Below are 22,798 nucleotides of genomic sequence, written 5' to 3'. Positions count from 1 at the left end.
ACAACTAACTGCCCAGCAACCCGAGGCGGCCCAGTTCATCCTTGAGCTGATCGAGATTGCGCTCGACACAGGCTTCCCCCTCGTTGATGGCATCGCTGGCGCGATGAAAATCCATGATGGAGAAGCTGCCAAGGCGCGGGCAGAGCTGGATCTCCGGCGGGTCACCGGCCATCCGGGCACGGGTTATCCGCTCCTGCATGATGTTAATGGAGCCACTCATCACGCTCCACAGACCCGGGGTAGCTGGCGCGGATTCACCGCGATTGAGCCACTGGCTGAGCAGGCCGCCGTTGCCGGGTTGATCCGGCTCGTCGGTCCAGGGTTGGTGCATATCGGTGTTGAGGTTGACCGCAATCACCACCTCGGCCCCCATGGCGCGGGCCAGCGAAATGGGCACCGGATTGACTACTGCGCCATCGACCAGCCAGCGGTCGTTGATCCGGGTCGGGGTGAGGATCCCCGGCATGCCGCAGGAGGCGCGCACCGACTGGCGCAGCGGGCCCTGTTGCAGCCAGATCTCGCGGCCGGTATCGAGTTCGGTGGCGATGCAGGCGAAGGGGATGGGCAGGTTCTCGAGATCGGGATCCCCCAGATGGCTGGCGGCAAGGCCAAACACCTTTTCGCCGCGAAACAGACCGCCGGAGAGGGCCGGGTCGAGCAGGCTGACCACCTGCAGGCGGGTAAAGCCGCGCACCCAGGTTTCCAGCCGATCCAGTTCACCGGCGGCATAGGCGGCACCGACAAAGCTGCCGATGGAGCAGCCAGCGATCAAATCCGGTTTAATGCCGAGACGTTCAAGGGCGCGGATGACGCCGATATGGGCCCATCCTCTGGCTGCGCCGCTCCCGAGAGCGAGCCCTACGCGGGGTTTACGTGGCACGACAGTCCTCCAAAAAAGGGGTTGAGGGCTCAGCTTACTCCGAGAGTCAGGAGGCGTCACCCTGCCATCTTTCGCTGCGGTTGCGACCGTTGGCCTTGGCCTGATAGAGCGCCACATCGGCGCGGCGCACCGCTTCGTGCAGGGGAAGGTTCTCCTGGTGGGGCAGATAGCCGAGGCTGATGGTGACCTCCAGCCCGGGCTCGATGGCGGCCCAGTCGTGATCCGCCACCGCCTTTCTCAGCCGCTCCGCCAGCTCGCCGAGCTGCGTTGCATCAGCGCGGCCAATCAGCAGCAGAAACTCCTCGCCCCCCCAGCGGATCAGGCGATCAGTGGGCCTAATCTGCTGCTGGCAGATCTGCACCAGCCGGATCAGCACGATATCGCCGACGGCATGGCCGAAGTTGTCATTGACCCGTTTGAAGTGATCCGCATCGAACATCAGGATCCCCGCTTGCAACCGGGACAGCTCTCCCGCCTGTTCCAGCAGCACCAGATAGTGGCGGTTGAAGGCGCCGGTGAGGGCATCGTGGCAGGAGAGGTAATTGAGCCGCTGGTTGAGGCGGTGGGATCTCAGGTTGGAGAGGGCGGCCAGCAGCATAAAGAGAATGGCGAGCAGGGTCGGCGTGGACTGGCAGAGCATGGCCCACACCAGCGGCAGCAGGGTGACGTTGTGCACCAGTCGCAACGGGGTATCTGGGATTGCCATGGTCAGCTGCAATGCCCCTTGTTGCCACTGGTATTCATCGGTCGGCTCGGGGTCTTGCGGCACCACGGGCTGGAGTGCGCTGCTGGCCAGCACCTGATGGTACTGATTGAGCAGCAGATACTCACCCAGCGCCGGCGCCAGCTGATTGAGCTGCGATTGCAAGCGTGAGAGCAGGATGTCCATGCTGATCATCCCTACCAGCGAGCCGTCCTTGTAGAGAGGCTGGGACATGGTGACCATGGTGCCCAGTCCGGCAAAATCTTCGTAGGGGCGGGAGAGAATGGTGTCCCGGCTTGGGTTGGGTGACATCAGCGCATCCTGCCAGTAGTGCTTGTCATAGATGCTGCGGGCAAAACGAAACTGGCTGGAGGGGATCTAGGGATAGAGGTAGATAAAGTTGTCCACGCCGGTGAAGTAGGCCCAGGCGATCTCGCTGCCCAGGCGCTGGCTGGCAGTGGCCAGCAAGGGAGAGAGGCTCAGGGCCAAATGAAGTTGCGCCTCCCGCGCACTGCCGGGGGGCGGCAGCGGGCCGTCACTGGTGAGGTTGCCCGCCAGTCCGGCCGGTAAATCACCGGGGAGCTTGTCGAGGGCCAGCCCCTCTGGCAGCACCTCGATATGGCGATAGAGCTGGCGGGTGAGCACCGACTGGGGATCGCTGCGCAGTCGCTCTTCGGCCTGACCGCGCATCGCCTCCAGAAACACTTCGGTCTGCTTGAACCGATCCCGCAGGTAGATGGCGCTGTTGAGGGTATCGCTCTGGTAGAGGCGTTCTATCTGTTTCAGGCTTTGCCGCAAGGTCAGACCAATCAGCAGGATGACCACGGCAAACAGGAGCCAGGTCAGGCGTGTGAGAAAGCGGTGGTCAGACATTTTGGGCATAGGCAGTCAGTCGGGTTGCGAAGGAAATTGTCGTTAGTGTATGCGATGTGGCGTGAAAACAAACGGCGCGACCTGAAACAGAGTGAGCTTATCCCGCTCTTGTTACGTTTTGTCACATTTATACATAGTCACGGCATAGTCTGGGGCTAAAATGGCCCCAATCTGGATTTACCCTCTCACTCTTCATGGACTGTTCGATGAAAATGCGTATCTGGCTCGGCTTGGGCCTTCTTCTAATCGTGGTTGCCGGCGTCTGGGCGCTGCGTCACAGCGAACCCGCCGCCAAAGCACCGACCAGACAGGTCAATATCCGCACTCAAACTGTCAAACAGAGTCTGGCCGAGCCAACCCTCAAGCTGGTGGGCAAGTTGGCGGCCAATCGTTCCGTCATCATCAGCCCCGAAGTGACCGGTCGCATCGTCAAGATTGCGGTGCAATCTGGCCAGAGTGTGGCGAAGGGGGAGACCCTGATCGCGCTCGATGCGGGCAAGCAGCAGGCGGAGCTGGCCGAGCAGAGCGCCAGTCTGCGCGACGAGAACCGCAAGCTGGGGGATATGCGCAAGCTGGTGGCCCGTGGCGCCGTGACCCAATCCGAGCTGGAGGGGCAGGAGGCCACCGTGGCCCAGGTGCAGGCACGCCTCGATGCAGCCCGTTACGAGCTCTCCCTGCGTACCCTGCAGGCGCCCTTTGCCGGCACCGTGAGCCTGATTGACTTGAGCGAAGGGGCGCTGGTCAACAGCGGCGATACCCTGCTGCATCTCGATGAACTCGACAAACTGCGCCTCGATCTGGCGGTGCCGGAGCGTTACCTCTCCCTGCTGCGACCGGGCATGGCGGTCACCGCCACCAGTACTGCCTGGCCGGATCAGCAATTCAACGGCACTCTCACTACTCTCGACAGCCGCGTCTCCAACGATACCCAGAACATCAAGGCGCGGGTGATGATCCCCAATGGCAACGGTCAGTTGCGCCCAGGCATGCTGCTCAATGTGGAGCTGGCACTGCCTGCCCAGCAGCTTACCCTGATCCCCGCCCAGTCGGTGGAGTACGCCGGTGAGCAGCGCTTTGTTTACCGTCTCGAGGCCGATGGCCGGGTCAAGCGGGTGCCTGTGGTGCTCGGCGAGACCGAAGGGGAGACCGTCTGGGTCACCGAGGGGCTCAAGGTCGGCGATCGCATCGTGGTCGAGGGGCTGGTCAATCTGCGTGATGGGGTGCAGGTGCGTGACCTGGCCGAGGTGAACGGCTGATGTGGCTCTCCGATATCTCAGTTCGCCGCCCGCTGGTGGCGGTGGTGCTCAGCGCCCTTCTCACCGTGTTTGGTCTGGTCGCGTTCAGCAAGTTGACGGTGCGGGAGATGCCCGATGTGCAGATCCCGTCGGTCTCCATCACCACCACCTATGAGGGGGCCGCCCCCTCGGTGATGGAGAGTCAGGTCACCAAGCCCATCGAGGATCAGCTCTCCGGCATCAGCGGCATCAAGAACATCAACTCCATGACCCGCAAGGGGCGCTCGATGATCACCGTCGAGTTCAAGCTCGGCTGGAACATGGTGGAGGGTATCTCCGATGTGCGTGATGCTCTCTCCCGCGCGCGGCCCCGGCTACCCGATGATGTGGACGAGCCGCTGGTGACCAAGGACAGCGGCAACGGCGATGTGGCGATCTGGCTCAACTTCAGCAGCAGCCAGATGGATCGCACCGCCATGACCGACTACGCCAACCGGGTGCTGGTCGACCCCCTGAGTCTGGTGGATGGCGTGAGCGAAGTGGCGCTCTCCGGCGATCTCACCCAGGTGATGTATGTGCGGCTGCGCCCGGCCGACATGGCCGCCCGTGGCATCACGGTGAGCGATGTGGAAGAGGCCCTCAAGCGGGAGAATATCGAGCTGCCGGGGGGCGAGATCCGCAACAACTCCATGACCATGGCGGTGCAGATCGCCCGTCTCTACCACACAGCGGAAGATTTCCAGCAGCTGCAAGTCACCACAGCCGCCAACGGTCAGAGCGTCTATCTGGCCGATATCGCCGACGTGGAGGTGGGGGCCAAGAACGAAGACAGCGCCTATCAGCGCAACGGCAAAGAGAGTCTGGGTATCGGCATCGTCGCCCAGTCCACCGCCAACCCGCTGGCGGTAGCGCAGGGGATCGAGAAGAAACTCGGCGAGATGCAGCGCTTCCTGCCTGAGGGGGCCAAGCTCGAGGTGGATTACGACTCCACCATCTTTATCAAGCAGGCCATCGACGAGGTGTACGAGACCCTGGCCATCTGCGCCGTGCTGGTGGTGGCGGTGCTCTATCTGTTCCTCGGGCAGGGGCGCACCACGCTTATTCCTGCCATCACGGTGCCGGTGTCGCTCATCTCCGCCTTTATCGGCGCCTGGTATTTCGGCTTTTCCATCAACCTCATCACCCTGCTGGCCCTTATTCTCGCCATCGGCCTGGTGGTGGATGATGCCATCGTGGTGGTGGAGAACATCCACCACCATCTGCAGCGGGGTGAACCGCCCCTGCTGGCCGCCTGGCACGGCACCCGCGAGGTGGGCTTTGCGGTCATCGCCACCACCGCCGTGCTGGTGATGGTGTTTGTCCCCATCGCCTTTATGGATGGCATGGTGGGGCGGCTCTTTACCGAGTTTGCGATATTGCTCTCCTTGGCGGTGCTCTGCTCCTCGCTGGTGGCGCTGACCCTCACCCCGGCCATGGGCTCCTGGCTGATGCGCCCGCTGGATAAACCGAACCGGCTCACCGCCGGGCTCGATCGCGGGCTCGGCTGGCTGGAGGGGCACTATCGCCACCTGCTGGCGTGGGTGCTGCGTCGCTCCCGCTGGACGCCGCTGGTGCTGCTGCTCTGTCTGGGCGGTATCGGGGCCCTCTTTACCCAGCTGCCGACCAGCCTTACCCCGACCGAGGATCGCGGCGTCATCTATGTCTTCGTCAAGGGCGCAGAGGGGACCAGCATCGAGCGGATGAAGCGCAACATGCAGCAGGTGGAGTCCGCCATCATGCCGATGCTGGGCAAAGGGGTGGTGCAGGCGCTGAGCTTCAGCACCCCTGCCTTTGGCCGTGGCGGCGATCAGACCGGTATGGTGATCATCCAGCTCACCGACTGGGCCGAGCGCGATGTCACCGCCACCGAGTTCTCCCGCTCGCTGGGGGCCAAGCTCTCCGGCATTCCCGATGTGATGATCCGCACCTTCCAGCCCGGCTTCCGGGGTGGCTCCACCGCACCGGTGCAGTTCGTGCTGCAGGGTAACGACTATGCCGAGCTCTACCAGCAAGGGTTGGCGCTGCAACAGGCGGCGCAGGGCAGCGGCCTGATGCTGAGCCCGGATCTCGACTACGCCGAGAAGACCCCCGAGCTGCAGGTGACCATCAATCGCGACAGCGCCAGCCAGCTCGGCATTCCGGTCTCCACCGTGGCCAACAGCTTGCAGACCCTGCTGGGCGGGGCGAGCAAGACCACCTATGTGGACAGGGGCGAGGAGTATGACGTCTACCTGCGCGGCAACCAGACCGAGTTCAACGGCATCTCGGATCTCGGCCGCATCTACCTGAAGGCCGCTAATGGCGAGATGGTCAGTCTCTCGACTCTGGCCACCGTCAAGCAGGTGGCGACCGCCAACCGCCTCAACCACTACCAGCGGCAAAAAGCGATTACCCTGACCGCCGATGTGCACCCCGATCACACCCTGGGTGAGGCCCTCGATTTCCTCGATGGCTGGGCCAACGCCAACCTGCCCACCGGCATGACGGTGGATTACGCCGGTGATTCCAAGGATTACCGCGACAATCAGGGGGAGATGGTGCTGGTCTTTGGCCTCGCCCTGCTGGTGGTCTATCTGGTGCTGGTGGCCCAGTTCGAGAGCACCCTGACCCCGGCGGTGGTGATGGTGACGGTGCCACTCGGCATCTTCGGCGGTCTGCTTGGCCTCTGGCTGACGGGGCAGGAGATGAGCATCTACAGCCAGATCGGCATGATCATGCTGATCGGCATGGTGACCAAGAACGGCATCCTCATCGTCGAGTTCATCAACCAGCTGCGCCAGCGCGGCGAAGGGTTCGAGGAGGCGATCATCGCAGGCTCGGTGCGCCGTTTGCGCCCCATCCTGATGACCTCGCTCACCGCCATTATCGGCGCTGTGCCGCTGATGCTCTCCATGGGGGCAGGTTACGAGAGCCGGATGGCGGTGGGGACTGTGGTCTTCTTCGGATTGTCGCTGGCAACCCTGGTTACCCTGCTGGTGGTGCCTGCCATCTACCATCTGATCGCCCGTCACGCTGGCATGACAGGGGCGCGGGATCAACAGGTAGACGAAGCGCTGGCCGCCAAGGGGGCAGGGGAGTCGCACCCTCCGGCGCTCTGATCAGCGCCTTGGCCTGAATCCTGACCTGCGCGCTCAAGCGGGGCCGGTTATCAGCCTCATCATCACAAGGGCGCCTGCGGGCGCCCTTGCTATTGCGGGCGGCAGCCTATTCCGCGGGATCTATAGGGACAAAAAGCCATCGCTCCCCTTGGCCGCAACCGGTATAATGCGCGACCCGAATTTTTCCAGGTGTTCAAAATGCAGCCGGTACCCAACCTTTTCTCCTATCCCCGCTATTGGGCCGAGTGCTACGGCACGGCGCCCTTCCTGCCCATGTCCCGCAAAGAGATGGACAAGCTGGGTTGGGACAGCTGCGACGTCATTCTGGTGACGGGGGATGCCTATGTGGATCACCCGAGCTTCGGCATGGCGGTCATCGGCCGCATGCTGGAGGCGCAGGGCTTTCGGGTCGGCATCATCGCCCAGCCGGACTGGTCATCGAAGGATGACTTTATGCGTCTGGGCAAACCGAACCTCTTCTTCGGGGTGACCGCGGGCAACATGGACTCCATGATCAACCGCTACACCTCTGACAAGAAGCTGCGCCACGACGACGCCTACACCCCGGGGGATGTGGGCGGCAAGCGGCCGGATCGCGCCACTCTGGTTTATACCCAGCGCTGCAAAGAGGCCTTCAAGGAGGTGCCCGTCGTTATCGGCGGCATCGAGGCGTCGCTGCGCCGTATCGCCCACTACGACTACTGGTCCGAGACCATCCGCCGCTCCATCCTGCTCGATGCCAAGGCCGATATCCTGATCTACGGCAACGCCGAGCGGCCGCTGGTGGAAGTCGCCCACCGCATCGCGGCGGGGGAGACCATCGACACCATGCAGGATATTCGCGGTACCGCCGTGATCCGCAAGGAGCCGTTGCCGGGCTGGAAAGGGGTGGATTCGAGCAAGCTCGACCAGATTGGCCGCATCGATCCCATCATGAACCCCTATATGGAAGGGGCACCCTGCTCGGATGACGCCACTGAAGCGGCCCCTGCCGCGCAGGAGGCCCAGCCTGTGCTGGTGCAGCCGGCCAAGCCCAAGCCGTGGGAAAAAACCTATGTGAAGCTGCCGGCGTTCGAGCGCGTGAAAGAGGACAAGGTGCTCTACGCCCACGCCTCGCGCATTCTGCACCACGAGACCAACCCCGGCTGCGCCCGCGCCCTGTCGCAGGCTCACGGTGATCGCATCGTCTGGGTCAACCCGCCCGCCTTCCCGCTGGAAACCGAGGAGATGGACGGCGTATTCGGCCTGCCCTACCAGCGGGTGCCGCACCCGGCCTATGGCAACGAGAAGATCCCGGCGTTCGAGATGATCAAGACCTCGGTCAACATCATGCGCGGCTGCTTTGGCGGCTGCTCCTTCTGCTCCATCACCGAGCACGAAGGGCGCATCATACAGAGCCGCTCGGAAGAGTCGATCCTCAAAGAGATCGAAGATATCCGCGACAAGGTGCCGGGCTTTACCGGTGTCATCTCGGATCTCGGCGGCCCTACCGCCAACATGTACAAGCTGCGCTGCAAGAGCCCCAAGGCCGAGCAGACCTGCCGTCGCGCCTCCTGTGTCTGGCCCACCATCTGCCCGCACATGGACACCGACCACAGCCCGACCATCAACCTCTATCGCAAGGCGCGCGACCTCAAGGGGATCAAGAAGATCCTCATCGCCTCCGGCGTGCGTTACGACATCGCGGTCGAAGATCCCCGCTATATCAAGGAGCTGGCCAAGTACCACGTCGGCGGCTACCTCAAGATCGCGCCGGAACACACCGAGGAGGGGCCCCTCTCCAAGATGATGAAGCCGGGCATGGGCAGCTACTACCAGTTCAAGGAGCTGTTCGACAAATACTCCAAAGAGGCGGGCAAGCAGCAGTATCTGATCCCCTACTTTATCTCCGCCCACCCGGGCACCACGGATGAAGACATGATCAATCTGGCGCTCTGGGTCAAAGAGAACCGCTTCAAGCTCGATCAGGTGCAGAACTTCTACCCGTCGCCGCTCGCCAACGCCACCACCATGTATTACACGGAGAAAAACCCGTTAAACAAGGTGAGCCGCACCGGTGGCGATGTGTTTGTTGCCAAGGGCGAGCGCCGTCGCCGCCTGCACAAGGCGCTGCTGCGCTACCACGACCCCGCAGGCTGGCCGATGATCCGCGAAGCCCTGCTCGCCATGGGCAAGGGCCACCTGATTGGCAATGGCCCGGGCTGTCTGGTGCCTGCGGAAGGGCGTAACGAGCGCGCCGCCAGCGGCAAGGGGATGAAACCGGCCCTGACTCGCCATAGCAACATTGCCCATCAGCGCGGCAACGGCGCAGGCAACAAGGCTGCGGGCCAGAGCAATGGTCAGCACGCTAGCGGCAGCACCAACAAGAGCGGCAAGGGCAATGGCAAGCCGCTGGGCTCCGAGCTCAAGCTGGGGAACGGCAAGCCCGCCGGACAAGGCGCAGGCCAGAATGCTGGTAAGGGCAAACCAACTGGCAAACCCGCCCATAAGGGCAAGGCGCCTACCCGTGCCGGCTCCTCCAAACCTGCCACTCAGCAGGGCGGCAAGCCTGCGGCCAAAGGCAATAGTGCCAAGCGACCGGTACGGTAATATTTCTGATAGGAAAGCGATAGAAAATAAAAAGGCGACCGGATGGTCGCCTTTTTACAGGCTGTGCTGTCTAAGCAATCTGATTAAGACAAAGATGCTTTTTGGTATAACGGCATGATTTGCTGATAAACATCGCTGTATAAATGTGCTTTTAATAAGCTGTATTTTTCAGTCATTGTAAGTGTTTTAAATGCATTAGTTTCTCTTTCGAAAGAAACAGAACCGATAATAAGCTGATTGTTAGTAGATAGGCCATTAATACATAAATCAAATAATTTTTTTGTAGTATGCGGATCAGGATCCTGTTGTTTAGGTGAGTCAATTATAACTGGGAGCATCGGGTTTGTTGATTTAGCTTCTATCGTTTTAAGAAGAGCATAATGATAAGCTAATATTGCTCTTGGCGCACGGCTACCAGTTTCGCTTTTTGATATAGGACCGTATTGGAGAATAGTTCCAACTTTTGGGTCTTTTATACCTAGTTCGGTTTGTGCAAAAATCAATGACTCTTTAAATATTTCATTAATTTCACGGGTGCGTTTTTTATCATCGAACTCTGCTAAACGCTCTGATAATTTAGTTCTGGATTGATCTAGTTCTCCAATTTTTCTTAGTAGTTCATCGATCTGTTCATCGAATGTTGACTCAACCTGTTTACTTGCTTGAGATTTTATAACATCTTGAAGTGTCAGTTGCTCTTTAACTTCTTGAAGCATACATTTAAGTTCTGAGCTTAATTTTTGAGCGTTTCTCAAGTCTTCTTTTATTTTAGAAATTTGATCATCATATAATGATTTTTGATCATACAACTCAGGGATGATTTGCAACAGATTTTCTCTGTTTGCAAGGATGGCATACTTGGCTTCTAAGCTTGCAGACGGGGATAAAAAATCTATATTACTGTCATCAAGCTGTCTTTTGGATGAGTCTATCTCTGCTACTAATTCATCTCGTTGAGATAGAGCTTTTATGAGTTTAATTCTGTACTCTGTTTCTTCCTGATGTAAATGCTGGCACTTACTCAGAAATCGTTCCAATAACATTTCATAATATTCAATATCAATATCAAATAGTACTCTTCCGAATGAATCTTCGAAGCGCTTCTTAGCAGTTTCTAGAGCTTTTAATGTTGCTCGTGTTTCTTTAAGGTCAATATCTATTAAACTAATTTTACCTTGAAGCCTATAATATTCCTTTGGCTTAATCCCAGTATGAAAATTAAGGATGTTTTTCTGCCAGTCTTTGTACATCTTCAAGCTACTAAATGAATCTAATACTGTCGCCCATCCGTCATCCTGATCAATATAGAACGGAAGATAAAGGCTTGCTGGGTGTGCTTGCCCTTGAACCAAGGCATCCTTTAAAACCAGCTCTAAATTAAAGTCAAATATATCTCGTACGGTCAAAGCGATCTCTGTACGAGAATTAGAAGTCACTAGGAGATGTTCATTGTCATCAGTAATATCAAATATGGAAATACGTTTTCCGTGACGAATAAATGCATAGTCTCGATTTTTTACGCAAATGACAACCTTTGAAACAAAGCTATCTTTCTTCCACTTCTGATCTAAGCGAATATCGGCTCCTAATGTATAATATAGATTCTTTATAAAACTGGACTTCCCTGTGTCATTCTCTCCAGTAATAATATTTATATCGGGTGAGAATTCATAAGAGAAGCCTTTTTTATCTCGAAGGGATAATATATGGGCACTTTTAAAGTAGATGTGTCTCATGTCTTATTCCCTTCTAGCAACTTCTGAATTATGGAATAAACAACGATGCATTCTTTTTTTCCTGATGTTAAAGCCAATTTGTAGTCAGGGCAACGTGCATCAATATTGTTTATGGTTGTAAGTATATATTCTTCTAGATTTAAATTGATTTTTGATTCGTCGTAAAATGCAATGGCATACTTTTGATAAGTGCGTGTCGGATTATTCACATCTTGGTTTATTTCTATGCAAATCTGTGAGAAGTTTGCTTGTAATAGAATGAGCTGTATTGAAGTTTTATGAAGGTCATGAAATACCTGCCTTGCCATTTCCCAAGTAGGTATAGTTTTATTAATAGCATTCAACTCTTCTAGAACAGAGTTGAAATCTTGAGATGAAAATCCTTTTCTTGCGATTAAATCTGAAAAGTCAATTATATCTGCTGACTTAACCTTAGATTTTTTTCGACATTCCTGATCCAGTAATGATGCTAGCGCATTAATATTAAGAATAGAGCTATCACCATACTTCCTACTAATGAAGTCACATAGTTTACCTTTGAGATGGATAATGTGATCATCTAGGCTCAATGATGACTGAATAAACTTCATTACTGAAAGGTCAATACATGAATCATCGAGCTTAACCTGGTTCTTTATTGCTTTTTTAAATTTTATCTGGTATTCATTCTTTATTTCATTAGCCCTAAAAGAAGATTTTCCACCATTACTACCACATAAATTTAATGATGCGTTTGTAACAAACAAAAGTTTCGGTGAATACTCAATAAAATTTTTGTAATGAACAAATAGTTTTCCAATAATAGATATAGGTTTTTTGCTGGTGCTATTGCTCAGTGACGATGCTGTCCAGTGATTTTCATTTGTTTTTACTTGTGCAAATGTCAAATTTTGGGGGGGTGAGTGATCATCAAGAATAAGGACATCATCGTGATACTCAAAAATAAAAACATAATTTTTACCATTTAGCTCATATTCCAGCATCTCAGATAAAGCCCAGCAAGCTTGATAATCAAAACCGCGCTGAGCAATTTCTCCGCCTCTTTCAGATTGTGGAATATCAACTAAGGCTTCAGCTAAACCCATAGACTTCCTTATTTATTGTTAATTTGACTTGCTCATCTTGGATTAAAGGCATAAGGAAGAATCAGGGACACTTATGTTTCTTAACAAGGTGTAGTGCAGCCAAATCCCACGCTACCGCCCGTGGATTACAGCTTCCAATATGCTCCCTTGACCCGCGATAGCAGCAACCCATCGCAGCTCAACAGGTTCTGAATGGCCATGGTAAGCCAAACGAAACTGCCGAGGCGAGCCTTTAAGTGACATAACCATCAGAAATTAATCATTTTTTGCGCTTGATCAGCAAATGGAGCCGGAAGGCGGCTTTATAGCCATATTCATCTCTGGCAAGCAGGGAAGGGGAGTGAATAGGGGCGACCTGCTGGTCGCCCCTTGTGATTGCCATATCCGGCGTGTTTGGGGTTAGCCGTTATAGCCGTAGCAGCGCTTGAGCTCCTCGAAGTCGTAGTAGTGGCTGCCGCTTTGGTAGGGTTGGCAGCCGGTTTTAAAGGCGATCTCCTTTTCGTTGTAGAGCATCTTGACCAGCACCTGCCGCTGCCCGTTCTGGTAGATATCCCACTGGATATTGGCGGTATAGGGGGAGACCCAGCCGCCGCGCCACTCGTTGTTCTGCTGGCTGAACAGCTGATCCGGGCTGGCCCCCTGACGGCTCCCTTCCAGCTTCATCAGGGCGGCGAGGGGGATAATGGCCTCGGCGTGGGCAAAGCGCAGGGTGGCCCGTCGGCTCTGCTCACCCTCCACTACCTGACGTTGCACCTCGCCAAACAGGCCGTCGAGCAGCGGCTGGGCAATGGCGTAGGGAGCGCTCTGGTTGGCAAAGCTCGGCCCCTTCTCGTAGAAATCTTCCGCATCGGAGAGGTAGGAGAACCAGGCAGACTCTTCCGGGGTGAGGAACTGCTCCAGCGCCCATGGCTCGCTGCCCTGTGCCTGCGCTTCGCGGATCATGCCGGGGCCGATGATAAAGAGGTTGTAGAGCATCAGGGCGGCATCCACCTCGTCGCGCACATAGGTCATGCCGCCATCTTCCGGATTGACGGCGACAAACTCGACGCCGCCCGCCAGATAGTCGACAAAGCCCTTGCTGTAGATACGCTCCAGCATGCTGCGAGCCATCTCTTTGGTCTTGCTCAGGTTTTTAAGCTGATCCAGCGCTCTCGCCAGCTCGGGGGTCGGGGCGATTCCGGTATCTTCGTCACCGATAAAGCGCTGGTAGCTCTCATAGGCGGGCAGGTAGCGGGCGTAATCCCCCTCGGGCGTGGTCTTGTGGAAGTAAAGCTCGAACTTGTTGACCAGCTTTTTGTCGATCTTCGAGGGGTCATCTTGCTTGAGGTAGCACTGCGCCGAGTCACTGACATAGCTCACGTCGCGCTTGAGGCTCTCCATAAAGTAGAAGGCACTTTCGTTGGCCCTGTCCTTGCCCGAGGTGACCACCTTGATGCAGTGGGGCTCGCTGCTGTTGAGCAGGGTCGGCAGCCGCGCCGCCAGCCGGGTGGCGAGGTTGGCGTGTTCCTCCTTGCCCAGCGCCGAGAGCAGGCCGTAGCCCAGTTTCTGGTTGGCGGCCGTCACCAGATCGACCTTGCCTCCCAGCCCCTGCCCGAGAGTGGTGAGCGCCCCCTGACGCTGCGCCTCTTCCCATACCAGCTTGGTCAGCACGTCATATTTCGGGCTGGAGAGGGAGCGCGAGCCGTGGCGCGCCACCATCTCGGTAAAGACTGGGCTGAACCCCTGGGGCGCTGGCTCGTAGCTCTCCGCCTGCTGCTGCGGGCTGTAGACTGCTTTGGTGCTGTATTGATAGGCGGTTTTGCCCTGGCTGTCGGCAGACGATTCGTTCTCTGACTGGCAGCCACCAAGCAAGACCAGCGAGACGGCCAAAGCCACATAAGAAGAGCGCGGGAAAGTCATGATGTTCCTTATCTATCCATATGAAAAATAAGTGAAAAACTCTATGGCTTGAAAATGACCGCGGGATGTCAGCCAGATGACAGGCTGATGACTTCTGATAAAGCAGTAAGCAAGGGGAGGGGCAGAGGATGGCTATAGGGAGGGTAATAGAGGCTCAACCAACCACTGCGCCTGTCACGGCTGAGTGGTCAGTGAGCGCGTTTGGGATGGGGCCTTATTGTCTTACCTCCTGCCCCTTGGCGTTCTGCAGGGTGTGAAACAGGTAGTGATCGTCCCGATCGTAATAGACGGTAATGGTGTGGCGCTGGGTGTAATCCGCCGCGACCCCGGCTACTGTCATCGGTATCAGGATCAGCTCCCCCATCCCCATGGTCACGGCGCTTGCCGTGGCCTGGCCATTGCCGTCAGCGCGCTTGTGGATCTTGCCGAGCACGGTAAAACGATCGCAGCCCTGCACCTTATCCTCGGTCAGAAAGGCGGCCTGCTGGCAATGCTGGGGCTCGCCCAGCTCGGCGCGAATGGTCGCGCGGGTTTCCCCCGATACCAGGGTGTTGCGAAAGCGCCCCGCGTAGTGATCGATGGCGGCAGCGCAGCCACCTAGCAGCAATGGCAGCGCGAGCAGCAGCGGATGAGAAATACATACAGGACGATTCATAAGGGCAAGACTCCGTTATTGCGCCAGTGACGCGCTATCTTGGCCACGTCGCTCCGGCTCGCTGCGATGCAAAAAGGTGGTCAGGGTATCGCGCGGCGGCGTGATGCCGCACTGCACCAGAATCCGCCCGATGGCTCCCCTGTGATAGCCGCCATGAGTCACCAGATGGAGCAGCATTTCATCGCGGCTCATCTGTCCCTTGTCACCATCGACAAAGTGAAACGAGAGCGGGGTTGCACCCTCTTGCGGACTCAGCGCCCCAACGTAATCCACCAGCCAGTTATCCAGCTCGGTGACTGCGCTGTGCAGGGCGGTGAGGGTCGGCGTCTCCGGGGTATTGGTGGCGGTAAAGCCGTGGCGTTCCCCCAGCAGATTGGCCTTGAAGATGGTATCGACCACATGGATATGGTTGAAGATCCTGAGGCAAGTGTGGTGGGCCTCGCCATATTGCTGCGCATCGAGTGTGGCGATCGCATCCAGCAGTTCGCCATCGGCCCAGCGTTTGTAGTGAAAGAGGGATTGCAGTGTCTCGTTGCTCATCGCGTCCTTGGCCTTATCGCTTCGTGAAGTGCGGCATGGTAGCCAAAATGGGTTCAATACGAAACCCGTTCTATTGCTGTTCTGCCCCCGCCATACAAAAAGCCCCGAGAGCAGGGCGCTTTCGGGGAAGAGGAAAAACATCGACAAGGAGTTACCAAGGCATTGGGTCAAACCTGAACCGGATCAGGCATCGACATAGAGCACCTGACCGCTAATAAAACCATCGACGGAGCGCTCAAACGCCTTGCCGACCAGAGCGCCCGGCACCGGCTGGAAGCCGGGCATCATCTCGCCATATACGTCCCACGCCTCTTCCAGTACGGTCGGGTTGACCACATTGATGCGAATGCCGCGGGGCAGCTCGTGGGCCACGCACTGGACAAAGGTATCGATGGCGCCGCTGGTGGTGGCATCGGCAATGGCCAGCGGGATCGGCTTGATATTGAGGATGCCGGAGATCAGGGTGAAGGAGCCCCCCTGATTGATGTAGTTGAGGCCGATATTGACCAGATTGATCTGCCCCATCAGTTTGCTCTGGATGGTGGTTTGCCACTGCTCGTCGCTCATCTCGCCAAAGGGGGCGTATTCGCAAAATCCTGCGGTATTGACCACCGCATCGAAGGAGCCCACGTTTTGGTAGAGCCGTTCGATGGACTCTCTGCTGGTAATATCCACCTGAAAATCACACCCCTCGCCGGAGCGGCTGGCGGTAATGACCTTGTGCTTGCCCAGACCACTGAGGGCGGCTTGCCCCATTTTCCCCTGAGCACCAATCAGAATGACCGTTTTCATCGTTAACCTCGCTTTGCTGGAAGAGCTGCAAGGTTAGAGAGCCACTGATACAATGTAAATCATTGGTAATTTGTATGTGATACAACTGAAATTGGTGAGGTAAGGGTGGAGAAGATCGATATCAGGCAGATGCGGGTGCTGGTGCTGCTGGTCAGATACAAGAGTGTGTCGCGGGTGGCCGAGCTGCTGGAGATCTCCCAGCAGGGGGTGAGCAGCCATCTGAAAAAGCTGCGCGAGCTCTTTCCCGCCGAACTCTTTATCCGCCAGAGCGCCGGGTTGCAGCCGACCGATTACGCCTGCGATCTGGCTGACAAGTGCGAGCAGATCCTGGCCGATATTGACGGGGTCTTTGTGGCAACCCCCTTCGACCCCGCCAGCAGCCAGCGCACCTTCAGGGTGATGGCGAACGAATATGCCCAGCTCGCCATTATCCCAAGGTTGGCGAGCGCCCTGCGCACTCAGGCGCCCTCCATCCGGCTCGATGTGGTGGACTTTCAGGCCGAAGCGCATCTGGAGGCGCTGGCCAGCGGCGAGGTCGATCTGGTGATTGGCTTTGATGCCTATCTCGACCCGGGGTTGCTGCGTGCCACCCTGCGCCGGGATCACTACTGCTGCGTGCTGCGCCGCGACTCCCGATATCTTCCGGACAACGCCCCGCAGGATCTGGCGGCCATCCCCTTTGTGCAGTTCGCCAACAGCGTTGGCAATTTCGAAGGGCAGATGAGCCCGCAGCAGGTCGCCAGCGCAGCGGTGGCGACGCTCCCCTGTTACACCTCGCTGCAAGCCTTTATGTCGGTCAATGACGTAGCGGCCTGCATTCCGTCGGCCATCGCCGTCCTCGGTGATTTTCGTGTGCTGGAGCTGGCCGGAGCGCCGCAGCCGTTTGAGGTGGTGGTCGGCAGGCATCGCAAAAGCCAGGGCAATCTCGCCATCGAGTGGCTGGCCGAGGTGATCAAGTCGGTCAGCGATCTTGTCGTGCCCGGATAACGTCGCCGTTTGCACAGAGCGGCCGCCACCAGCCAGCGCGCTAACGGCAGGCTGGATCTGCGGGAGAAATCCTGCGATGGTGCGGGCAGTTATCCGCTTGTCCCGTTATCGAGTGAAAAGGAGTTGAGATGCGCATTGCCATGATTGGTCTGGGGGATATCGCCCAAAAAGCCTATCTGCCGCTGCTGGCGAGCGATGAGCGGGTTACCCCGCTGCTCTGCACCCGCAATCCGGCGGTGCTGGAAAAGCTCGCCCGCCAGTATCGGGTCGCCGAGTGCTTTACCGATGTGGCGGCCCTGCTGGCCAGCCGTCCCGACGCCGTGATGATCCACGCCGCCACCGCGGTGCATCAAGAGCTGGCCGAGCAGTGCCTGCGCGCAGGGATCCCCACCTTTGTCGACAAGCCGCTGTGCGACAATCTGGTCGAGGCAGAGGGGCTGGCCAACCTCGCCATCGCGCAAGATTGCGCCCTCTTTACCGGCTTTAACCGCCGTTATCTGCCCGCCATGGCCGAGGCGCGCGCCCAGCCGCTCACCGAGCTGAACTGGCAAAAGCACCGCTTTGCCCTGCCCGGCAAGGCGCGGGATTTTATGTTCGACGACTTTATCCATGTGCTCGACAGCCTCTGTTTTTATGGTGGCGTGCCGGGCGGCGACTTTCATGCGGTATTGCGCCCCTGTGCGCAGGATAACAGCCTGTTGGCCGGGGTAAGCGTCAGCTGGCAGAGCGGCGATCGCGCCATCAGCGGCAGCATGAACCGCAGCGCCGGGATCACCGAGGAGCGCATCGATGCCTACGGCGACAACCTCTCCCTGCACCTTGAGAACTGCACTCGCGGCATCATCGCCCGCGACAAGCAGGCACAGATGCTTGCCCCCAACGACTGGCAGCCGGTGCTGGCCCAGCGCGGCTTTGCCGCCATGCTGGAGCACTGGTATCAGCAGATTGAATTGGGCAAGGCAGACAGCGAGCTGATCGCCTCCTACCTGCATGGTCACCGGCTGGCGGAGCAGCTGGTGGCGCTGGCTGACCAGCGGAGTTAAGGCTGGCTGGAAGCCTGAGAGATATGAATACGAGGTGCGCGAAGATAGTGCACCAAAAACAACGGGGGCCGCAGTTGCGGCCCCCGTTGTTATGGGATGAGATGCATGGGATCAGATGCACTTCACCGGCTTGGGCAGCCCGCCAATCTTGGTCGCCTGCTTGGCGGGCCCTTCCGGGAACAGCTTGTAGAGATAGCGGCTGTTGCCCTTCTCGGGGCCGTACTGTTTCTCCATCGCCTTGACCAGCGCGCGGATGGCGGGGGAGGTGTTGAACTCCAGATAGAAGGCGCGCACAAAGCGCACCACTTCCCAGTGCGGCTCCTCAAGCGTGATCCCCTCCTGCGCGGCCAGTACCAGCGCCAGCTCCTCGCTCCAGTCGTTGCTGTTGAGCAGGTAGCCCTTGGCATCGGTCTCGATGAGTTGGCCGTTGAATTCCAGCTGATGTTTTTCGGACGCAGACATGGGGGCTCCTCGCTAATGGGGCTATCAGGATTGGGCGGGCATGGTAGCGCCTTGATCCCCGGTGAGCAACCGGCTCTCGTTGGCCAGATGCAGCAGCTGATCCGCCAGCTCGCTGATCAGGTTGAGCTGCTGGGTCAGCATCAGCTGCTCCTCACTGCTGTCTGGACTGCTGTCCGTGCAAAGAATGGGGCACTGACCACCGATGGTGCTGGAGGGGTTGCCCGCCAGATGACCGGCGGCCTGCTCCAGGGTGTGGCAGATGTGGTGGCGCACCTCATCCAGCCCGCTGATGGCCTCCAGCTTGTCGCGATGGGCCCCCAGTGCCGAGATGTAGGAGAGCAGGGCGTGGTTGCGCCAGGTGAGGGTAAAGCAGAGATCGAGGAAACGGCGGCGCTTTTGCGGCTCCACCAGCATGCTCTGCCAGGCGGTAGCCAGTTCGCTGTCCGCCAGATGGGCGCTCTTGCGTGCCACCCGATAGTCGATGGACTCGTCGCGCTGCTGCTTGAGGCTTGCCAGCACCGCCGAGAGGTAGCGGGCGTTGGCCGAGAGCGAATTGGCGATAAGGGTCGGCAGCCGCTTGTACTGCCAGTCCGGCCAGAGCCAGGCCACCAGCCCGTAGGAGATGAGGCAGCCGAGCAGGGTATCGAGCAGCCGCGGCCCGAGGATCGCAAAGCCGATGCCATCGAGCAGGTTGAACGCCATCAGCACGTAGAGGGTGATAAAGCAGACCGCGGCGCTGTAGTTGTTGCGCACCTGGGTGAAAAAGAGGAAGGCGGCCAGCCCCATCACTACCAGCTGAATGTGCAGCTCAGGGAAGAGCCAGAGCACCGGAATGCCCACCAGTATGCCGGCGAAGGTGCCGAGCATCCGCTGCACCAGTCGGCGGCGGGTGGCGCTGTAGCTGGGCTGGCAGACAAACAGCACGGTCAGCAAAATCCAGTAGCCCTTTTCCAGATCAAAGGCTTGCAGTATGCCGTAGCCGATCACCAGCCCGAGTGACAAACGCAGCGCGTGGCGAAACACCATGGAGTGCAAGGTGAGGTGCTGCTTGAGCTGGGTCAGCAGCGGTAGGCGGGGTGGCTTGGCCAGCGCGGGCAGCTCCTGCTCTGGCAGCTCGGGGTTTTGCAGCACTTCGGCGCTGCCGAGCAGCTGGTTGATGCTGGCCAGATTGCGGCGCAGGAACTTCATCGGCGTCAGCAGGGTTTTCGGGTAGTGCTGCTTGAGATTGGTGAACTCCAGCTGATCGCCAAGGGCCTCAAGCGTCCAGTGGATGCGCTTGTTATGGGCGTAGGGCTTGTGCACCAGAATGGCGTAACCGAGCCGCTGGCACGCCTCTGAGAGCTGCAGGAACACCTCCTGAAATCCTTCCAGTACGATGCCCTGCTTGAGCTCAGCTTCCAGCCGGCTGTAGGGGTAGTGGCTGGAGGTGGCGCGCTCGTGAATCTCCAGCGCCAGCAGATAGAGGCGCAGCAGGCTGGCCAGCTCCGGGCTCGCCGGATGGCGGCGGCTCAGGCGGGCGTTGAGGGCCGACTTGGTGAGGGTCAGCGCACTCACCAGATTGATGTTGAGCTGGGCCAGATTGTGGCGAATGGCCTGGGCGCCGTGCTCGTCCGCCGGGAAGAAGCGGGATTTTTCCAGCAGGTAGCGGCCAAGGGCGAAGTAGCTCTGGGCCAGCTGCTCGTGCAGGGTCTTGTAGGGCAGCAGCCAGAGCCAGATAAACGAGACCAGCCCGTACCAGAGGGCGCCAGCGCCGAGGGCCAGCGGCTGGTAGAAGAGATCCGGCGCCTTGGCGGCTCCCAGCATGGTGTAGATGGCGATGAGCAGCGAGCCGAAGCTGATGGTGGCGTAGCGGGCGCCGAGCGCTCCCACCATCACGAAGATAAAGGTGGAGCTGGCGAGCCCGATGGCAAACAGCCAGGGGGTGGGGTAGAGATACTGCACGCACAGGGACGCAAACATGAAGCAGATGAGCGTCATGGCGAGGTTTTTGAGGCGTCCCCACAGGCTGTCGTCGGTTTCGGCGATGGCGCCCGCCACGACCCCGAGAGAGAGCAGCACGGTGAGCTGGATATTGCCTGTAGCCAGGGTGAAGGCGAGCAGACCGAGAATGGCCAGCAGCACCTTGAGAGCGAAGTAGATGTGACTATCGGTCAGCAGTCGGCGCAGCAGGCCAGAGAGATCCATCGGCATGAAACAGGAACAACCCTTGAACGAAACGAGGGCAGGATGTTACCCCGCCAAGCGAGAAGCGGCCCTGATTTGGATCAGGGCCGCTTCGCATCATATCCTTGATTTGCAACTTATCCTGACAGAAACAGGAGCCAATAAAAACCCCGCCGAAGCGGGGTTTTTGATTAGTTGCGGTTGCCGCCAAGCAGGCTCAGCAAGCTCAGGAAAATGTTGTAGATGGAGACATACAGGGTGACGGTGGCGGAGATGTAGTTGGTCTCGCCGCCGCGCACGATCTGCTGGGTAGTCAGCAGGATGGCGCCGGAGGAGAAGAGCATGAACATGGCGGACAGAGCCAGGCTCAGGGCGCTCATCTGCAGGAAGATGTTGGCAATCATGGCCACCAGCAGTACCCAGAAACCGACGAACAGCATGCCGCCGATGAAAGAGAGGTCACGCTTGGTGGTCAGGGCGTAGGCCGACAGACCGAAGAAGGTGAGCGCGGTACCGCCAAGGGCGGTCATCACGATCTCGCCACCACCATTGTTCATGTACATGTTGATGATGGGGCCCAGGCTATAGCCCAGCAGACCGGTCAGGGCGAAGGTGAAGACCAGGCCCATACCGTTGTTGCGATTCTTCTCGGTCAGGAACATCAGACCGTAGACACCGATCAGGAACACGGCCCAGTGCAGCGGCGGCATGTTCATCACGGTAGCGACCCCCGCCACCACGGCAGAGAAGCCCAGAGTGAGGGAGAGCAGCATATAGGTGTTACGCAGTACCTTGTTGGTATCGCGTACGGCACTTTGGGTGCCAGTGTAGATAGAACGGGTATCCATCTTGGGTGTCCTCTTGATGTCCGGGTGAGACGGCGAGCAGCCGCCTCGTGATCGCTGTTTGTTACTGCATGTTTACGCATTGTATGTAGAACAAATAGGGATGACGAGGAACAATTTCAAGCCACCTGCCATTTTGCTCCCGCACACTATCCCACAGGAAATATGTATTGCATATGAACAAGGGCTTAGCGTAGTATGCACGCCGTTCGGAGGGGTGGCAGAGCGGCTGAATGCACCGGTCTTGAAAACCGGCGATGGGCGACCATCCGTGGGTTCAAATCCCACCTCCTCCGCCATATTCAAAGAGAAAGCCCAAGCGGTCACCCGCTTGGGCTTTTTTGTATCTGCGGTTTTTATCGGTCCACCTGATGGCGTGCTGGCTATTGCCACTCCCGATAGCTGGTAAGGCGGTAGCCGCGCTCCGCGATCAGGGCGGGCAGGGACTGGTCGGTCAGGATCGCCAGTTCGTTGAGGCGGGGCTGGCAGTAGGAGCTGTCCTGCATCTCCAGATCGATAAAGGAGGGGTGGCACATGATCTCGAGCGAATGGGCCCCCTGTTCACTGGCCTCATCGAGCAGTTGCAGCAGGTCGGCCTGGGTCAGTTGCGTGCCGTAGAAGCGGTCGTCGAAGCGATCGCAGCTGTGCGGATGGTTGACGGTCAGGCCGTGGCGGGCTATTTCTCCCCGGTCGATGCGAAGGGGCAGACCATGCGCCTTGGCGAAGGCTTCCACCAGCGGGTAGATAGTCGGCAGCATATGAACATGGTGGTGGCTGTCGATATGGGTCGGCTGCTTGCCGAAGATCGCGACAAAGCGCTGATACTGACTCGCCAGCTCACCGGATATCTCGGCCAGATCCAGCTCTCCCGCCTCGCTCTTGTGCCAGATCCCCTTGTTGAGCTCGCCCAGCTCGTTCACCAGCGAGGTGAGCGGCGTGAGCGGCTTCCCCCAGCTGAGCATAAAGTGCAGCCCGACTGGCAATTCTGGGAAGCGTTCGGCCAGCCAGGCGGCGTGTGCGATAGCGGGGGAGGTGACGATGGCGCTGGTGGAGCTGACGACTCCGTGCTCGAACGCCTCTATGATGCCGTAGTTCTGGGCGCGGCAGAGGCCGAAGTCGTCGGCGTTGATGATCAATCTCTTGCTCATGAGGGTTCCCTTGCGGTTAAGCGCCC

16 protein-coding genes, 1 tRNA gene and 1 pseudogene are annotated in these 22,798 nt (G+C 58.2%); 6 read left to right on the top strand and 12 right to left on the bottom strand.

Features of this window, described 5'->3' with window-relative positions:
• Positions 1–4 precede the first annotated feature (4 nt).
• Together ACTG2W_RS07230 and ACTG2W_RS07225 are read right to left on the bottom strand one after the other, a co-directional pair.
• The gene (locus tag ACTG2W_RS07230; RefSeq protein WP_440016145.1) at positions 5–880 is read right to left on the bottom strand and encodes a patatin-like phospholipase family protein; all 876 of its coding nucleotides are present in this window, start codon (positions 878–880) and stop codon (positions 5–7) included.
• Between the two features lie 46 nt (positions 881–926).
• Positions 927–2,465: pseudogene (locus ACTG2W_RS07225) on the bottom strand (sensor domain-containing diguanylate cyclase).
• 197 nt (positions 2,466–2,662) lie between these two features.
• Between ACTG2W_RS07225 and ACTG2W_RS07220 the strand changes: the two are divergent.
• The 3 genes from ACTG2W_RS07220 to ACTG2W_RS07210 all read left to right on the top strand — a co-directional run bounded on the left by ACTG2W_RS07220 (position 2,663) and on the right by ACTG2W_RS07210 (position 9,417).
• Positions 2,663–3,712 (top strand): efflux RND transporter periplasmic adaptor subunit, encoded by a 1,050-nt coding sequence (locus ACTG2W_RS07220; RefSeq protein ID WP_040065810.1) that lies wholly within the window; start codon positions 2,663–2,665, stop codon positions 3,710–3,712.
• Positions 3,712–6,828 (top strand): efflux RND transporter permease subunit, encoded by a 3,117-nt coding sequence (locus ACTG2W_RS07215; protein ID WP_144715938.1) that lies wholly within the window; start codon positions 3,712–3,714, stop codon positions 6,826–6,828. Before ACTG2W_RS07220 ends, ACTG2W_RS07215 begins: the two co-directional genes overlap by 1 nt.
• 198 nt (positions 6,829–7,026) lie before the next feature.
• Complete coding sequence (locus ACTG2W_RS07210) at positions 7,027–9,417, top strand: YgiQ family radical SAM protein (RefSeq protein ID WP_440016144.1); 2,391 nt, start codon at positions 7,027–7,029, stop codon at positions 9,415–9,417.
• An 83-nt stretch (positions 9,418–9,500) separates the two neighbouring features.
• On the opposite strand, the gene ACTG2W_RS07205 is transcribed toward ACTG2W_RS07210, so the two are convergent.
• The 6 genes from ACTG2W_RS07205 to ACTG2W_RS07180 form a co-directional block, all read right to left on the bottom strand.
• Complete coding sequence (locus ACTG2W_RS07205; RefSeq protein WP_100646511.1) at positions 9,501–11,153, bottom strand: AAA family ATPase; 1,653 nt, start codon at positions 11,151–11,153, stop codon at positions 9,501–9,503.
• Positions 11,150–12,238 carry a DUF4297 domain-containing protein gene (locus ACTG2W_RS07200; protein WP_106842446.1) on the bottom strand — a complete coding sequence of 363 codons (1,089 nt, stop codon included), beginning with the start codon at positions 12,236–12,238 and terminating at the stop codon, positions 11,150–11,152. Before ACTG2W_RS07200 ends, ACTG2W_RS07205 begins: the two co-directional genes overlap by 4 nt.
• A 399-nt stretch (positions 12,239–12,637) precedes the next feature.
• Positions 12,638–14,137 carry a histidine-type phosphatase gene (locus tag ACTG2W_RS07195; RefSeq protein ID WP_106842447.1) on the bottom strand — a complete coding sequence of 500 codons (1,500 nt, stop codon included), beginning with the start codon at positions 14,135–14,137 and terminating at the stop codon, positions 12,638–12,640.
• 214 nt (positions 14,138–14,351) lie between these two features.
• Entirely contained in the window at positions 14,352–14,792 is a 441-nt protein-coding gene (locus ACTG2W_RS07190) for a hypothetical protein (RefSeq protein ID WP_106842448.1), read from the bottom strand.
• Positions 14,793–14,807: 15 nt separating this feature from the next.
• The gene (locus tag ACTG2W_RS07185) at positions 14,808–15,332 is read right to left on the bottom strand and encodes a DinB family protein (RefSeq protein WP_106842449.1); all 525 of its coding nucleotides are present in this window, start codon (positions 15,330–15,332) and stop codon (positions 14,808–14,810) included.
• Between the two features lie 183 nt (positions 15,333–15,515).
• Positions 15,516–16,124 carry a short chain dehydrogenase gene (locus ACTG2W_RS07180; RefSeq protein WP_005347588.1) on the bottom strand — a complete coding sequence of 203 codons (609 nt, stop codon included), beginning with the start codon at positions 16,122–16,124 and terminating at the stop codon, positions 15,516–15,518.
• A gap of 105 nt (positions 16,125–16,229) precedes the next feature.
• On the opposite strand from ACTG2W_RS07180, the gene ACTG2W_RS07175 reads away from it, so the two are divergent.
• Positions 16,230–17,111: a LysR family transcriptional regulator gene (locus ACTG2W_RS07175; protein WP_106842450.1), complete on the top strand. Its 882-nt coding sequence runs from the start codon at positions 16,230–16,232 to the stop codon at positions 17,109–17,111.
• 128 nt (positions 17,112–17,239) lie between these two features.
• Complete coding sequence (locus ACTG2W_RS07170; protein WP_106842451.1) at positions 17,240–18,154, top strand: Gfo/Idh/MocA family protein; 915 nt, start codon at positions 17,240–17,242, stop codon at positions 18,152–18,154.
• A gap of 111 nt (positions 18,155–18,265) precedes the next feature.
• Here the strand turns inward: ACTG2W_RS07170 and ACTG2W_RS07165 are convergent, their stop codons facing one another.
• From ACTG2W_RS07165 to ACTG2W_RS07155, 3 genes are all read right to left on the bottom strand, one after another.
• Positions 18,266–18,616, bottom strand: a complete 351-nt coding sequence (locus ACTG2W_RS07165; RefSeq protein ID WP_019446869.1) for a TusE/DsrC/DsvC family sulfur relay protein — start codon at positions 18,614–18,616, stop codon at positions 18,266–18,268.
• A gap of 24 nt (positions 18,617–18,640) precedes the next feature.
• Positions 18,641–20,806: a YccS family putative transporter gene (yccS, locus tag ACTG2W_RS07160; protein ID WP_106842452.1), complete on the bottom strand. Its 2,166-nt coding sequence runs from the start codon at positions 20,804–20,806 to the stop codon at positions 18,641–18,643.
• A 164-nt stretch (positions 20,807–20,970) separates the two neighbouring features.
• Complete coding sequence (locus ACTG2W_RS07155) at positions 20,971–21,627, bottom strand: Bax inhibitor-1/YccA family protein (protein ID WP_005338308.1); 657 nt, start codon at positions 21,625–21,627, stop codon at positions 20,971–20,973.
• Positions 21,628–21,835: 208 nt separating this feature from the next.
• Between ACTG2W_RS07155 and ACTG2W_RS07150 the strand changes: the two genes are divergently transcribed.
• Positions 21,836–21,923, top strand: a tRNA-Ser gene (locus ACTG2W_RS07150).
• A gap of 84 nt (positions 21,924–22,007) precedes the next feature.
• Here ACTG2W_RS07150 and chbG read toward each other — a convergent pair.
• Positions 22,008–22,772 (bottom strand): chitin disaccharide deacetylase, encoded by a 765-nt coding sequence (gene chbG / locus ACTG2W_RS07145; protein ID WP_440016143.1) that lies wholly within the window; start codon positions 22,770–22,772, stop codon positions 22,008–22,010.
• Between the last annotated feature and the right edge of the window lie 26 nt (positions 22,773–22,798).

The sequence above is a fragment of the Aeromonas sp. 96A genome (genome assembly GCF_051919165.1).
GTDB lineage: Bacteria > Pseudomonadota > Gammaproteobacteria > Enterobacterales > Aeromonadaceae > Aeromonas > Aeromonas veronii.
Note: the sequence above shows the minus strand (reverse complement) of the source record. Positions and strands in the feature narration are given on the sequence as shown.